Origin of the sequence: Streptomyces yokosukanensis (assembly GCF_001514035.1) — a bacterium.
GTDB lineage: Bacteria > Actinomycetota > Actinomycetes > Streptomycetales > Streptomycetaceae > Streptomyces > Streptomyces yokosukanensis.
Genome location: NZ_KQ948206.1, coordinates 422,647 through 436,469 on the forward strand (window position 1 = coordinate 422,647; position 13,823 = coordinate 436,469).

The following is a 13,823-nucleotide window of genomic DNA, read 5'->3' on the forward strand; positions in this document are numbered from 1 at the left end:
GCAAACATCTGTGCTTACGATGTGGGGGTGGCTTCGAAACAACCGACCGCTCGCATCCGCAAGAGTCCCGAGCAGGTCCGCTCAGCCGTCCATCAGGCGGTCATCGACCTGCTGTCCGACTCCGAGGGCGCGGACCTCACCATCCCCGCGATCGCGCAACGCGCCGGGGTCAACCACACCAGCATCTACCGGCGTTGGGGCGGTCGTGAGGCTCTCCTGGTCGACGTGGTCACCACCCGCCTCGAACGGGACTGGCCGCTGAACGACACCGGCACCCTGCGCGGGGACCTCACCGCCTGGGTGGAAGCGGGGGTGGCGAGCATCCGCACACCCGAAGGCCGGCTTCTCGTACGAGCCGTTGCCCTGTCCATGCCGAGCAGCTCCCACACGCAGGCGGAACGCGCACAGCACTTCCAGCGGCGGATCCACTCCATCGAGCGCATCCGCGAGCGGGCCGCAGCCCGTGGCGAGAGCCCCCCGCCCCTGGAGGAGATCCTCGACCAGCTCATCGCGCCTCTCTACCTGCGGGCGATCTTCGGCATCGACCCGCCGGCCTCCGGCTACGCGCAACTGCTCGTGGGCAGACTCCTCGGCGACACGGGTGCACCGGGCGCTGCGTAAGCGCGCGCACCCGGTGCGACGGCGCGGCCGGGCTGGACAGCTCGGCTTGGGAAGTTGCGGTCATGTGGGGGCTGGTTCGGGGTTTGGTGGTGCGACGGCGGGCGCCGCAGCTGTGCGGTCTCCTGTCTGATACCGGTGGGAGGGTCAGGGCGTGACGTCCAGCTCGGTGTACATGCCGGCCGCGTAATGGCCGGGGACGTTGCACACCAGCTCGTAACGGCCGGGTCGCAGCGTCACCGTGGTCCATCCTGTCGCGCCGGGTTCGATGCCGTCCCCGCTACCGGATCCGCAGCTGCGTGAGGCTTCGCCCAGGCTTCCCGTCTCGCTGATCCTGCCGTCGGAGCCGGCCGGCCGCCCACCCGCGCTCTGGCCGTTCGGCAGCGGCAGCACGACGACCTCGTGAGTGAGGGATCCGGCGTTGAGGACACGCAGGGACACAGCGCCGGCGCGGACCGTGCCCGGAGTCACCCGCAGCCACATCGTGCCCGTGCCGTACCCCTGGCGACTGCCGGAGTCACGCCGTCTGGGGCCGTGCATCATGCCCGGTCCCATGTTGGCCACGGTCACGTCCACCACCTGGCCGGGCAGGGCGGGCGCGTTGCACCGTGTTCCCGGCGCCCGCCAGGTCGTGGGCGCGGTGTGGCGGAAGGCGCCCGTAGCAGCGAGAAGTACGGTCGTGGCGATGCCGAGCACGAGCGCGGCGACCGCCCCGGCCACGACGAGCCGCAGTCGGCGTTGGGGTCCGCTGATCACCGGTGCTCCCGCAGCACCGCGAGACGGCGTTTGTACTCGTCCTCGTCGATCTCCCCACGGGCGAACCGCTCAGCCAGTACATCCTCGGCCCGCCCGCCACCGCCCCATCCGGCCTCGCCGGGAGGCGGGGCAGCGCCGGGCTGTCGGCCGCGGTGGCCACCCGTGAGGTAGTGGACAAGCGCGACGACACCCGCGATCACCAACGCCCAGAACAGCACCATGATCACAGTCGTGACGATCCAGCCGCCCCAGCCCCAGCCGCCGCCGTACCACATCACGCCGATCACCTTCCTCGGCCGGTGAGTACAGGCCTCACCTCCAGCGTGCGCCCACCCGGCCGCCCGCGCAGGTCGACGGACGACCGGGCCGCCGACAGGGAGTCTTACGCGACGTACGAGCCCGGAGATTCCACGAACGCCATGACTTCGACCTGCTCTGGCCCGCGCCCCGCCCGGAAGAGCCAGTGCATCAGGGCATCGCAGGCATGGATGAATTGAACGCGGGCTTTGCCAAGGCGACTTCAGGTGCACCGCGGTGAAAGGGGACGCACGCCACCCTCGAATTGGCCTGGACAGCAGGGGGCGGCCCGGGCGGGCCACACCGGTTGTCGCCGCGCAGTCCGGCGGCGACAACCGGGCGGAGCGGGCCGTACCGGTCTCGTGCGGCGTGCGGCTCATTGCCGAACCGTCGGCCCCTCCGGGACGCGGTTCGCGCGTCCGGTCCGCTCACAGGCCGGGTGCCACATCCTCGGCTTTCCAACCCGCGAACGGCGCATGACCTTTCGTCGCCCCGGAAAGCGTCACCAACCGAGTGCGTCCTCGTCGGCCCGCGCGTCCCAGTCCGGCGTGACCGGGCGCGCGTCGTGGCAGGAGAAGCCGAGGCGGGTCAGCGCTCGGTGCATCTCGACCGAGGTGAAGTCGCGGCGGTTCTGCCTGGTGATCACTTCCCCGACCTGCATCACGGGGTAGGTACGGCGGTCGATGGTCACGCACACGCCGGTGGCGGGTTCGGGCGTGATGCCGCTCATCGACTGCTCGACCTCGATCTTGGTCAGGTCGAAGGGGAACCGGGCGATGACACAGCGCATGGATGCCTCCACAGGGCGGTCAGGCGGTGATGGCTCAGGACGTGAGGGCGAGGATGCCCAGGGCGTAGCCGTGTTCGTCGATCACGGGGGACACGTCCAGGGTCCGGTCCCGCATGGCGGCCTCCGCCTCGCCGAGTACGGCGACGGACGAGGTGAACGGTCCGCGGTCGAGCGGGATGTCCCGCAGCCGGGTCCGGTCGCAGTACCACGAGCCGCCGCGGTGCGCGGCGAGCTGGGCCCGGGTGACCAGTCCCGCGCACCGCCCGTCCTCGTCCCGGAGGAGCAGGTGCGGGACGCGGGCACCGATGAGCACGGACAGGGCGACGTCGACCGTCATGTGGTCGTCGACCTGGGGCCCGGGAGCGTGCATGGCGTCGCGGGCGGTCAGCCCGGTGTCGTCGGTCTGCCGTGTTCGGGGCGGAATCGGCGTCAAGGGGTTCTCCTCGTCGTCGGGGCGTACAGAACGGGCGACGTCTCGGCCCGACTGCTGGGAGCGCGTTCCCCGTGCCCGGCCTATGTGTCGGTCCTCGGGGCGGAGTGACGTGCCCGGGCGGCGGCCCGACCGTTCCCGCCACGGCCGGCGGCCCGGCCCCCGCGACGCCGGGCGGCGGATCCCTTGCCCTCGCGGTGTCCGTCGACCGGCGTGGTGAGGGTGACGGGCACACCGGAGGGGGTCCGGGCACCGGTGATGCGCTGCAGTTCGGCCTCGCCCGGACGGATCTGCGCGCTGCGCGCAGTGATGCCGGCGTCGGCCATCAAGCGGTCCACCGCGCGGCGCTGGTGCGGCAGGACGAGGGTGACGACGGTCCCGGACTCGCCGGCGCGGGCGGTACGGCCGCCGCGGTGCAGGTAGTCCTTGTGGTCGCCGGGAGGGTCGACGTTCACGACGAGGTCGAGGCCCGCGACGTGGATTCCGCGGGCGGCGACGTTGGTGGCCACCAGGACCGTGACGTGGCCGTCCTTGAACTGGGCGAGTGTCCGGTTGCGCTGCTGCTGGGACTTGCCGCCGTGCAGGGCCGAGGCGCGCACGCCGGCGGAGAGCAGGTGCTTGGTCAGCTGGTCCACCGCGTGCTTGGTGTCCAGGAACATGAGCACACGTCCGTCGCGGGCGGCGATCTCGGTCGCGGCGGTGTCCTTGTCGGCGTCGCGCACGTGCAGCAGATGGTGCTCCATGGTGGTGACGGCTCCCGCGGACGGGTCGACCGAGTGCACCACGGGGTCGTGGAGGTAGCGGCGCACCAGGAGGTCGATGTTGCGGTCGAGCGTGGCCGAGAACAACAACCGCTGGCCGCGGGACGGGACTTGGGCGAGCAGCTCGGTCACCTGCGGCATGAAGCCCATGTCGGCCATCTGGTCGGCCTCGTCCAGGACGGTGACGGCGACCTGGTCCAGCCGGCAGGCTCCTCGCTCGATGAGGTCCGTGAGTCGGCCGGGCGTCGCGACGACGACCTCGGCGCCGCCGCGCAGCGCACTCGCCTGCCGGCCGATCGGCATGCCGCCCACCACGGTGGCGAGCCGCTGCCGCAGGGCTCGGGCGTAGGGGGTGAGCGCGTCGGTGACCTGCTGGGCCAGTTCCCGGGTGGGGACGAGGACGAGGGCGAGCGGCTGCTTGGGCTGGGCCCGCTGCCCGTCGAGGCGGGCCAGTACCGGCAGGCCGAAGGCGAGAGTCTTGCCCGAGCCCGTACGACCCCGGCCCAGGACGTCCCGACCCGCCAGGGCGTTCGGCAGGGTGGCCCCCTGGATCGGGAAGGGAACGGTCACGCCCTCGGCGCGGAGCGCGGTCAGCAGCCGTTCGGGCATGTCCAGTTCGGCGAACGTCTCGACCGCGGGCAGCGGCTCGGTGAGGGTGACCGGCAGGGCGAACTCCTGTCGGCGCGCGGTGGAGCGTCCTCCCCGGGCGCTCTTTCGCCCGGCGCCCGGACGAGGACCTTGCCGGCCCGTCTCCTGCGTACGGAAGCGGCTGCCGCGGGCGGAGCCCGTCGAGCGGGTGGAACTCCTGTCCGTACGGAAGCGACCGGAACTGCCGCCGGTTTGACGGGTGTGGTTCATGGAGGGAACCTTCCTCGATGCGGCGTATCGAGGAATTCCGGCCAGCGGCGGGCCGCCGCGCACGAGGAATCACAAGAATGAGCCGAAGGGAAATGCGAAGAGCCGGGTAACACAATGGGCTGGGACCCGCACCCCAAGAGCGCGGGCCCCAGCCACATGATGCGCGAACCAGTGGCTCGCGACGGTTCGCGTCAGCGTCAGGCGGGAACGATGTTCTCGGCCTGCGGGCCCTTCTGGCCCTGCGTGACGTCGAAGCTAACCTTCTGGCCTTCCTGAAGCTCGCGGAAGCCACCGTTGCTGATGATGTTCGAGTAGTGGGCGAACACGTCGGCGCCGCCGCCGTCCTGCTCGATGAAGCCGAAGCCCTTTTCCGCGTTGAACCACTTCACGGTGCCAGATGCCATATTGAATCTCCCTCGGGGGCAGTGCCGGACTCCGCACTTTACGGAGTCGAGTCGCCGTGAATGATCACCCCTCCGGAAAGATCCGGAAAGCTCTGCAAAGAAATATTCTCTGGCAACCAAAACTGCAACTGTTATCACGTTAGCACAGGCCTGGGTGCAAGCGGTCATGCGTTTTGGGAATCGTCCGGTATTTCTCATCCCGCTGGGCTATGTATTTCTGTATTGGCGGGACTAGGTATCCGCGCCGTGCTCGTCCAGCTCCCGGCGTATTTCCCGGTTCAGTCGGAGGGCGTCGTCGAGCTGGTCCTCCAGTGTGATGATGCGGCACGCGGCCTCGACGGGGGTGCCCTGGTCGACCAGCTCCCGGGCGCGGGCGGCGATGCGCAACTGACGGCGGGAGTACCGGCGGTGACCCCCTTCCGAACGCAGTGGCGTGATCAGCCCGGCTTCGCCGACGGCCCGGAGGAAGGCGGGGGTGGCGCCAAGGACGTCGGCGGCCCGCCCCATGGTGTAGGCGGGATAGTCGTCATCGTCGAGGCTGTCTGCGGCAGAGGAATTCTCGGCGGGCATAGCACCTTCGTTGTGGGGGACGCGGCAAGGGACCCGGGCGTGTCCGGCACCGGTCTCCGAAGGATTCAGCGCCGTCCGCGTCGTGCGACAACCCTAACTCCGGCAGGCATGGAGATGTGGGCTCGCCATGGCAGATCTCCTCCCACGCGCAGCCCGACGAGCCGCCGCAGTTCGCCCTGCCCGTGCCGCCGGACAGGGCGAACCCGCGCACTCAGCTCACGAAGTGGTCCTGCTCCGGTGTCAGTCCCACTGCGGACATGAGGGATTCGGCGGCCCGCTCGGTGGCCTGCGGCGGTACGACCAGCAGATCCCGGCGCCCATGGGCGGGGGCCATCAGAACGATGGTGCTCGGCGTGCGCTCCGTGGTGGTCCTGCGCAGCCGGACGACCTCGTTGCAGACGAGCATGCGGCCCGGCGCTCCGGCCCACCCCGTGCCGTTCACCAGGACACTGACGATCTGGCCCCAGGCGCGGGGCAGACCGGAGAGCAGTGGCGGGAGTTCCGCCAGGAGATCGAAGGTACGCGGCCACCAGGCCCCGTCGATACGGCGTGGCACGGTGCTCTCGGGCGCGAGGTACAGGCGGAGGAGGGGCGGGGCCGGTGGCGGGCGCCGTAGTCGGTCGTTCATGAGGTGTCCTGTCGAGTGGTTCGGCGCGGTACGACGTCCTCGGCCGGACGGTGCGCCTCGGCGGCCGGGATTGCGCTCGCGGTGAGGCGGAGTGCGGCGTCGGCCGTTCGTCCCTCCCAGGCGTCCTGTGCGTTCGCGTGGGCGGGGAAGCGGTCGGGCATGCCGGAGTGGCGGAAGGCCAGGCCGGTCCTGCGGTTGTCGTACACGATGCGTATCCAGCCGCCCCGGGCGCGGCAGTCGGACCACGCCTCGCACAGCAACGGCTCGCGCGAAGACGGTGGTTGAGGCCGCTGGATCGTCCCTGCCGTGGGCTCCCGAGGAGCCCCGCGCCTCATTCCGCCTCCCCGGTCGCGCCCACCGGGCGACCCTCCCCCAGTGCCTGAACGGCCTGGGGGCACCCCCAGGCGAGCATCAGCATGCGCGCGGCGGTCAGCGGGTTCTCGGGGTCGGCGGCTGCGGCCAGCAGCCGGACGGCCGTACCGGCAGGCGCCTCGGGTGGGACGACCAGGAGCACCCAGCGTCCCACGGTGCCGCAGTCCAGGGTGATGACGTGTGCGTCGCTTCCGGGTCCGGCCGGCTCCACGGCGATCACCCGGCCGGGCGCCATGACCGTGCGCGGGGCGTCGGGCCACCCGGCGGGGTCCACGGTGACCTGTATCGCGGCCCCCGGCTCCGGCTCCAACGAGCCGACGAGCGAGGGAAGTTCGATTTCCAGCGCATCGCAGCGCGGCCACCAGGCCCCGTCCAGCGGGCCGTGACTGACCTCCGGGGTGAGGGTCAGGCGGGGCAGCGGCATGCGGTACGTGTGCGCGGCGGCACCGAACGCGCCCTCGGGCGGCGTTCTGGTGGGTTCCATCGTGCGATCCCGTCCCGGGAGCCGTGGGACGACTACCCGTTTCGTCCCTCGCCGGGAACGGCACCGCCGGAAGCGCTGCGCGAAAAGCTCTCGGTATGGTCAGGCTACTCCTGGCCGAGGCGAAGCGGACGGCTCACTCGTCCGGCTCCGCCCTCTCCGGCCTCTCCTGTTCCTCCTGTTCTTCCTCCAGCTCCTCCATCAGGCGGATGCCCTCATGTGTCAGCGAGACGGCCGCGGGGGTCCGGTGCGAGGTCCAGTCCACGCTGATCAGGCCCTCGTCAGCCAGATAGGCGCAGGCGGCGGAGAGGTCCTCGTCGGGCAGGCCCAGCTCGGCGCGGAGCGCAGATCCGCTGACCTCGGGGCGATTGAGCCCGACGGCCCCGTACAGGGAGCGCAGGACCGCCTCCCGGTTGTTCTTGCGTTCGCGGAGTTTCGTCATGGCTGTCGTTCTCCGGTGTGACGGCCGCGCGGGGACGGACGCGACGGCGGATCTTCGCGGCTTCGCGGACCCGGTTCATACCTCGTCGGCGTGAGCGTGCGCCTGCTCTGTCGATCTACTGGTCGCGAGCCAGGACCGTGCGGGTTCCGCGGTGTGCGTGGTGTCGAGGGTGAGATGGAGCCGGGTTCCTCCTTCGAGGCCGGCGGGGTAGCTGCGCTGCTCGGTCGAGGCGAAGCAGCGCCGCAGTACTTCGGCGACGCGACGGGCGATCTCCGGTGTCGCGGCGACGATGCGGACCTCGGCGTGGCCCTCGGAGGGCAAGGGCTCGTGCTCCATACGGACCTCCTGGCAGGCGACGGGTACGAACCGTGATTCCGGTCGCTGCCCGAAACGCCGGGCGACAGTGCGGGGGCTGCGTCGCGTTTCCACGGCGGCCCTCTTCTGAAGGGTATGCCGGGTAAGGGTGGCCGCGCGTCCCATGATCGACCGACTGGCCGACTGGCCGACTGGCCGACTGGCCGACTGGCCGACCGACCGGCCACCCGCCGGTCGCCCGGCCGGGAGTACGGTGGAGACACCGAGGGCACGCCGCGCACCGCCTCAGGCACCGGTGCCGTTCTCGGGGATCGACGACGCCGGGGCGGCCATTGTTCGCGCCCGGGGCAGGGTTGGTCATGACCGCGCAGGTGTTCCTCCCGACGACCTTGACCCTCCCCGCGCTCCGGCCCGCACGGGGCAGGCCGCGTACCCACGTGCCAGGCCCGCCGCAGAGGGAGCGCAGGTCCTCGCCCCAGATCGCAGAACGCGTCCGCCCGCTGACGCGTGGTCAGGTCGGGGACCGTCTGCAGGAACTGGGCGACCTGTACGCGGAGACCTCCGGTGGCGACCCATGGGCGTGGAACGAGGCGCGGCTCGCCTTCCTGCGCCATCTCGCGGCCGACGCACGTCGACCGGGGTTCTCCCTGCTGATCGCGGAGACCACCGCCCTGACCGGATACGCCTACGGCTTCCCCACGAGCGGCACGGGTCCGTGGTGGGCGGGCTTCGACGGACACGTCAGGGGACGTCTGCTCCGCAGCGCCGCCTCCGGGCGGCTCTTCGTCGTCTCCGGGATCGTCGTCCCGCCTCGCGTGCGCCGGGAGTACCGGGACCAGGTCTGGAACCTCGCCCGGCGCCTGCAGCGGCGATTGCTCGCCGACCACGGCGCTGCGCTCGGCGTCGCACTGGTGGACGTCCGGGACGACAGGACCGTCGAGACGATGCGGTCCTGGGGCTGGCGGTATGCCGGGGACGACACCCTCCAGGCCGTGCCGCGCGGTCCGTTCCGCATTCTGGTGCTGGCTCCGGGGGCGTGAGCGGCCACCCCGCCACGGATCACGCCTCGGCCCCGGTCAGGGGCACCGGCAGACGCAGGGCGAGCAGGGCGATGTCGTCGGTGCTGCCGGGGGTCATCCGGCTCGACAGCTGGTCGCACAGCGTGTCCAGTGATTCGTGGGCGAGAGCGAGGGCATGCCGGCGCAGCCGGGCGAGCCCGCTGTCCAGGTCGCTGCCGCGGACTTCGATCAGGCCGTCGGTGTAGAGCAAGAGCGTGGACCCCGGCGGCAGGGCGTGGGTCGCGCTCGGCCGACGACCGCCGGCGCCCAGGTGGGTTCCGAGGATGAGCCCCTGCCCGGATTCGAGGTACTGCGCGTTCCCGTCGGAGGTCAGCAGCAGGGGCGGCGGGTGCCCGGCACTGGTCCAGTGCAGCGTCCAGGGGCCGGTGTCCGGACCTTCTACCCGGGCGAGGACGAGGGTGGCCATCCGCACGGTGGTGATGGCGTGCATGGCGTCGTCGAGGCGGTCCACGACGGCACCGGTCGGCCCGGGGTGGTCCCAGGCGAGGGAGCGCAGGATGCCGTGCAGCTGCGCCATCCCGGCCGCGGCGGTCAGATCGTGGCCCACGACGTCACCGATCACCAGGGCGAGCGTGCCGTCCCTCAGCGTGAACGCGTCGTACCAGTCGCCACCGACCTGGGAGCCGGCCGGAGCGGGCTGGTACCGGGCGGCCAGCTGGAACCGGCCGTGCGCGGGCAGCGGGGGGAGGAGGTTGCGCTGCATGGCCTCGGCGACCGCGCGCTGCCGGCCGAACCGGCGGGCGTTGTCGATGACCAGGCCGACCCGGCGGCCGATGTCGCTCACCACGTCCAGATCGCCGGTGTCGAAGGGCCGTGCCGCCTCGGTGCGCACCAGTGTCAGCGCACCGGTGACCTGTCGTCTGCTGCCCAGCGGCACCGTGATGACGGATGCCGCGCCGGTTGCTCCGAGGAAGGCGCTGTGGACGGCGGCGAGGGGGGAGTCGGGCGGTGCGTCCAGGTCCGCCCTGGCCTGCAGGACGGGACCGCCTCCGTTGAGCACCTGGACCAGGGGCGAGTGGGTCGCCTCACCGGCCGGGGGCAGCTGACCGCGCCAGTCCTCCTGCCCGGCGTCACGGCCCTCGGGGCCGGTCACCGCCACTCGGTGGACCTGGTGGGAGCCGACCCGCAGGTCCACCGCGGCCCACTCGGCGAGGCGGGGGACCAGGAGCCGGCTCAACCGGGCGAGGGCCTCGTCCACCTCCAGGGTCTGACCGAGCACGTCGGTGATCTCCGCGACGAGTGTCAACCGCTCGGTGAGACTCTCCAGAGCGCTCGTATGAGCGGCTCGTTCCGCCTGTTCCACCCGCTCCGACTGCTCCGCACGTTCCGCCTGCTCCGCGCGTTCCCTACGGGCACGGCGGTCCGCCGCGGTCTCGACGATCAGCACGACCATGCCCAGGCAGACGCCGGAGACGTCGTCGTCCGTCAGAGGCGTGGCCGACCAGGAGATCGGGACCAGCCGTCCGTCACCCCGCAGGCACCGGTCGTCGTCCCCGTGCGCCGGACGCCCCTCCGCCAGCGCCCGCAGCAGCGGACAGCGCTCTCGTGGGATGACGGCGCCTCCCGGGTCCCGGTGGCACAGGTCGTGCAGGTCCTGCCCGTGCACCACCGCTGCCGTGCGCCCCATCAGCCGCTCGGCGGCCGGGTTGACCGCGACGATCCGCCCGGCCGGGTCGATCACGGCAACGGCCGTACCCAGTTGCCCGACGACCTGCTCCCACAGATCCGGCTCCGCAGACAGTCGTCTCTCGTACTCCCCGCCGGACCTCAAGCCCTCGACCACGTCGCCGCCGTCCTTCCCGCACAGACCACACCGCGACCCCTGGGCCACCGGGCCACAGAGACGTCGGTGCCCCGATCGTCCCTCTTCGAGTACCCGGCCGCACGGCCGACAGGGTCTGCGCCGCTCGGTTGTTCCGTGTCCCGGGTCCTGCCCGACGACGTGCCGTTCCGACACGGCCTTCTGCCCCCCAAGTCCCGGCTGCAGAAAGGGACTTCGGTGTCTCCCGAAACCCGGAGTGAAGCTGCAGGACGGCGGAAAAGCTGAAGCCCCAGGCCGCTGACCTGGGGCTTCAATGAAGAGCGGGTGACGAGAATCGAACTCGCGCTCTCAGCTTGGGAAGCTGATGTTCTACCATTAAACTACACCCGCGTAAGTTCGGACATGATCCTCTCGGGGTCCTTGTCCGGACGTTCGCTCACTCTACATCATCGCAGACCCCTGGTGTCCCGACCCCGGGGTCTGAGTCTGTTTCAGGGGTGGGATCCGGCTGCGGGCGGGGTGAGTTGGGGCGTACCGTGGAGGCCTCGCGGAGGCCTCGCGGAGGGGTCGGGTGAGGCCGGAGTGCCGCCTGGAGGGTGGTCTCTTTAATCCCGTAATGTGGCTTTTGTCGTCAGGGCGCGGTAAGCCCGACGAGGCTCTTGGGGAAGGGACTTAAGGGACTTGATGCAAAGCACCGTCGTCCGCTGTGCGGACGGGCACGTCTTCAGCACCGCTTCGTTCCCGATGCAGCAGGCCGAGCGGCTCGGCCCCGGCCGGCTCATGAGGTGCCCCCGGTGCGCCCGGCTCCGCAGTGTGGTGCCGGTCGCCCTGGAGAAGCGCTAGCGGGGCGGAAGCGTTAGCGAACAGGCCGCCGCGGGAACAGAGGCAACCAGCGATAACACAGGCGCGCGGAGTCGTCACGATTGTCACGGCTCCGCGCGCCTTGCGTATCCTCGCTACGTGCTTCTCTCAGACAAGGACATCCGGGCCGAGATCGATGCCGGGCGGGTACGGATCGATCCCTATGACCATTCCATGGTGCAGCCGTCGAGCATCGACGTGCGGCTGGACCGGTACTTCCGGGTGTTCGAGAACCACCGGTACCCGCACATCGACCCCTCCATCGAGCAGGCCGATCTGACGCGGCTCGTGGAGCCCGAGGGGGACGAGCCGTTCATCCTGCATCCCGGGGAGTTCGTGCTGGCCTCCACGTACGAGGTCATCTCGCTCCCCGACGACCTCGCGTCGCGGCTCGAGGGGAAGTCCTCGCTCGGGCGGCTCGGGCTCGTCACCCACTCCACCGCCGGGTTCATCGACCCCGGCTTCAGCGGGCACGTCACCCTTGAGCTGTCCAATCTCGCCACGCTCCCGATCAAGCTGTGGCCGGGGATGAAGATCGGCCAGCTGTGCATGTTCCGGCTGACCTCGCCCGCCGAATTCCCCTACGGCAGCGAGCGTTACGGCTCCCGCTACCAGGGGCAGCGCGGTCCGACCGCCTCGCGGTCCTACGTCAATTTCCATCGGACCCAGGTGTGAGGGCTGCAGCAGCATGAGTGACGTACGGGAAAACCTCACCTACGAGCGGTTCGGCGGCGCCATCCGCGACCTGGCGCAGACCATCGCCGACGACGGGTACCAGCCCGACATCGTGCTCAGCATCGCCCGGGGCGGGGTGTTCGTCGCCGGTGGGCTCGCCTACGCCCTCGACTGCAAGAACATCCACCTCGTGAACGTGGAGTTCTACACCGGTGTCGGGACCACCCTGGAGATGCCGGTCATGCTGGCCCCCGTCCCCAACGTGATCGACTTCTCCGACAAGAAGGTGCTGATCACCGACGACGTCGCGGACACCGGCAAGACGCTGAAGCTCGTGCGCGACTTCTGCCTCGACACCGTCGCCGAGGTGCGCTCCGCGGTGATCTATGAGAAGTCCCACTCGCTCGTGAAGTGCGAGTACGTCTGGAAGCGGACCGACGACTGGATCAACTTCCCGTGGAGCGTCCTGCCTCCGGTCCATAGGTCGGGTGAGGCGCCGAGGGAGAACAAGGAGGCGCTCTGACCAGCGCTTCCGAGGGAGGGCCGAGCCGCCCCCGCCCGGGACTGTGCAGCGTGGCAACGGAAACGTAAACTCGTCACAAGGCCACCCGAACGAGGCTGTGGTGCACATGAACCACTTCCAGAACCTGGTGGGGCCGCTCGATCATGTGACGGCCTCCTATCGTTCCGTGCGGCCACGGCCCGCGCGCAAGGTGTCGGTCACGCGGAGAGCCGACCAGCTCGCCGCGTGGGTCGCCCTCAGTCTGGACGAGCCGGCGGTGCTCAAGAACCTTCAGGACGAGGCCGCGGAACTGCGCGACGTCCCTCAGCTGTCCGCCGTGCTTCCGAGGATCACCGAGGGAGCAATGGCTCTCATCGGTGCCGAGTTCGGGAACATCCAGTTCCTGGACCCCCTCGACGACTCCCTGGTTCTGGTCACCCAGTCGGGATTCGAGCAGGAATTCCTCGACCACTTCGCGGTGGTCCATGACAACCGCTCGGTCTGCGGACGGGCCGCCTGGCAGGGCGTCCAGGCGGTCACGCCCGACGTCCGCGAGGACCCCGCCTTCGCCCCGCACCAGAGGACTTTCCGTGCCGCAGGGGTGCGCGCGGTCCAGTCGACGCCGCTGGTCGATCGCGCCGGGCGGCTGGTCGGGATGATCTCGACCCACGCGTCGCAGCCCGGCCGCCCGTCCGCTCAAGACCTGCGGACCATGGAGCTCTACGCGCAGCTCGCCGGGGAGGCCGTCGCACGGCACCTGGTGGGCCGACGTGTCGACGGCCATCCGGCCGACGTGCCGCACAGCGGCACCGCCCTCCATCGGCGCGCGGAGCTTCTGGAGGGGGCCGGGACCAGGAGCGGGGTGACCCACTGGGTGTACCGGGTGGACGAGCCGTACGGTTCCGCGGGGTGTCGCATATACGGAGACCACCCCGCCCAGTGGCGCGGCAGGATGACCAGCGACGGCCCCGACCAGGACGCGGAGTACGTGGCGGCCCATGTCGCCGGGGAGCTGATGGCCGACTGGGACATGCGCGGGCTCCACAGCGACAGGCTCGTCCACGTGCATGTCTGGCGCGGCTGGGAGGGCACCCCCCAGAGCGCGGCCTTCACCCTGGAGGTCCAGCCCCACCTCGGCGGAGGAGACCGACGTCCGGCCGTCGACGCCTGATCCTCGGGTTCGGGTACGCCCGATCCTCGGGTTCGGGTACGGAAAAAGGGC

The 13,823-nt window shown here is 70.7% G+C and carries 19 protein-coding genes and 1 tRNA gene; 6 read left to right on the plus strand and 14 right to left on the minus strand.

Features of this window, described 5'->3' with window-relative positions; genetic code table 11:
• Positions 1 to 27: 27 nt before the first annotated feature.
• Positions 28 to 621 carry a TetR/AcrR family transcriptional regulator gene (locus AQI95_RS01895; protein ID WP_244188588.1) on the plus strand — a complete coding sequence of 198 codons (594 nt, stop codon included), beginning with the start codon at positions 28 to 30 and terminating at the stop codon, positions 619 to 621.
• Positions 622 to 765: 144 nt separating this feature from the next.
• Here AQI95_RS01895 and AQI95_RS01900 read toward each other — a convergent pair whose 3' ends face one another.
• The 12 genes from AQI95_RS01900 to AQI95_RS01955 all read right to left on the minus strand — a co-directional run bounded on the left by AQI95_RS01900 (position 766) and on the right by AQI95_RS01955 (position 7,743).
• Positions 766 to 1,374, minus strand: a complete 609-nt coding sequence (locus AQI95_RS01900) for a sulfocyanin-like copper-binding protein (protein WP_067116125.1) — start codon at positions 1,372 to 1,374, stop codon at positions 766 to 768.
• A complete protein-coding gene (locus tag AQI95_RS01905; RefSeq protein WP_067117002.1) occupies positions 1,371 to 1,649 on the minus strand; it encodes an SHOCT domain-containing protein in 279 nt (92 codons plus the stop codon). Before AQI95_RS01905 ends, AQI95_RS01900 begins: the two co-directional genes overlap by 4 nt.
• Positions 1,650 to 2,173: 524 nt before the next feature.
• A complete protein-coding gene (locus AQI95_RS01910; protein WP_067116128.1) occupies positions 2,174 to 2,461 on the minus strand; it encodes an SCO5918 family protein in 288 nt (95 codons plus the stop codon).
• A gap of 34 nt (positions 2,462 to 2,495) precedes the next feature.
• Complete coding sequence (locus AQI95_RS01915) at positions 2,496 to 2,894, minus strand: CBS domain-containing protein (protein ID WP_208614043.1); 399 nt, start codon at positions 2,892 to 2,894, stop codon at positions 2,496 to 2,498.
• Positions 2,895 to 2,974: 80 nt separating this feature from the next.
• Positions 2,975 to 4,510, minus strand: a complete 1,536-nt coding sequence (locus tag AQI95_RS01920; protein WP_067116132.1) for a DEAD/DEAH box helicase — start codon at positions 4,508 to 4,510, stop codon at positions 2,975 to 2,977.
• Positions 4,511 to 4,707: 197 nt separating this feature from the next.
• A complete protein-coding gene (locus AQI95_RS01925) occupies positions 4,708 to 4,914 on the minus strand; it encodes a cold-shock protein (RefSeq protein WP_067116135.1) in 207 nt (68 codons plus the stop codon).
• Positions 4,915 to 5,145: 231 nt separating this feature from the next.
• Entirely contained in the window at positions 5,146 to 5,484 is a 339-nt protein-coding gene (locus tag AQI95_RS01930; protein WP_067116138.1) for a MerR family transcriptional regulator, read from the minus strand.
• Between the two features lie 211 nt (positions 5,485 to 5,695).
• Positions 5,696 to 6,112: a DUF5994 family protein gene (locus tag AQI95_RS01935; RefSeq protein ID WP_067116141.1), complete on the minus strand. Its 417-nt coding sequence runs from the start codon at positions 6,110 to 6,112 to the stop codon at positions 5,696 to 5,698.
• Complete coding sequence (locus tag AQI95_RS01940; RefSeq protein ID WP_159056444.1) at positions 6,109 to 6,318, minus strand: hypothetical protein; 210 nt, start codon at positions 6,316 to 6,318, stop codon at positions 6,109 to 6,111. Before AQI95_RS01940 ends, AQI95_RS01935 begins: the two co-directional genes overlap by 4 nt.
• A 125-nt stretch (positions 6,319 to 6,443) precedes the next feature.
• On the minus strand, positions 6,444 to 6,968 hold the full coding sequence (locus tag AQI95_RS01945) for a DUF5994 family protein (protein WP_067116145.1): 525 nt from the start codon (positions 6,966 to 6,968) through the stop codon (positions 6,444 to 6,446).
• A 133-nt stretch (positions 6,969 to 7,101) separates the two neighbouring features.
• Positions 7,102 to 7,407 (minus strand): hypothetical protein, encoded by a 306-nt coding sequence (locus AQI95_RS01950; protein ID WP_067116148.1) that lies wholly within the window; start codon positions 7,405 to 7,407, stop codon positions 7,102 to 7,104.
• 75 nt (positions 7,408 to 7,482) lie between these two features.
• A complete protein-coding gene (locus AQI95_RS01955; protein ID WP_067116151.1) occupies positions 7,483 to 7,743 on the minus strand; it encodes a hypothetical protein in 261 nt (86 codons plus the stop codon).
• Between the two features lie 338 nt (positions 7,744 to 8,081).
• Here AQI95_RS01955 and AQI95_RS01960 point away from each other — a divergent pair, with 338 nt between their 5' ends.
• Positions 8,082 to 8,762, plus strand: a complete 681-nt coding sequence (locus tag AQI95_RS01960; protein WP_067116154.1) for a hypothetical protein — start codon at positions 8,082 to 8,084, stop codon at positions 8,760 to 8,762.
• Positions 8,763 to 8,781: 19 nt separating this feature from the next.
• Here the strand turns inward: AQI95_RS01960 and AQI95_RS01965 are convergent, their stop codons facing one another.
• Both AQI95_RS01965 and AQI95_RS01970 read right to left on the minus strand, forming a co-directional pair.
• The gene (locus tag AQI95_RS01965) at positions 8,782 to 10,584 is read right to left on the minus strand and encodes a SpoIIE family protein phosphatase (RefSeq protein ID WP_244188589.1); all 1,803 of its coding nucleotides are present in this window, start codon (positions 10,582 to 10,584) and stop codon (positions 8,782 to 8,784) included.
• A 298-nt stretch (positions 10,585 to 10,882) separates the two neighbouring features.
• Positions 10,883 to 10,953 (minus strand) — tRNA-Gly (locus AQI95_RS01970).
• 294 nt (positions 10,954 to 11,247) lie between these two features.
• Here AQI95_RS01970 and AQI95_RS47840 point away from each other — a divergent pair.
• The 4 genes from AQI95_RS47840 (at position 11,248) to AQI95_RS01985 (ending at position 13,772) form a co-directional block, all read left to right on the plus strand.
• Positions 11,248 to 11,406 (plus strand): hypothetical protein, encoded by a 159-nt coding sequence (locus AQI95_RS47840; RefSeq protein ID WP_167361918.1) that lies wholly within the window; start codon positions 11,248 to 11,250, stop codon positions 11,404 to 11,406.
• Between the two features lie 117 nt (positions 11,407 to 11,523).
• The gene (gene dcd, locus AQI95_RS01975) at positions 11,524 to 12,099 is read left to right on the plus strand and encodes a dCTP deaminase (RefSeq protein WP_067116157.1); all 576 of its coding nucleotides are present in this window, start codon (positions 11,524 to 11,526) and stop codon (positions 12,097 to 12,099) included.
• 13 nt (positions 12,100 to 12,112) lie between these two features.
• Entirely contained in the window at positions 12,113 to 12,622 is a 510-nt protein-coding gene (locus tag AQI95_RS01980) for a phosphoribosyltransferase (RefSeq protein WP_067116160.1), read from the plus strand.
• A 106-nt stretch (positions 12,623 to 12,728) separates the two neighbouring features.
• The gene (locus AQI95_RS01985) at positions 12,729 to 13,772 is read left to right on the plus strand and encodes a GAF domain-containing protein (protein ID WP_067116162.1); all 1,044 of its coding nucleotides are present in this window, start codon (positions 12,729 to 12,731) and stop codon (positions 13,770 to 13,772) included.
• Positions 13,773 to 13,823 lie beyond the last annotated feature (51 nt).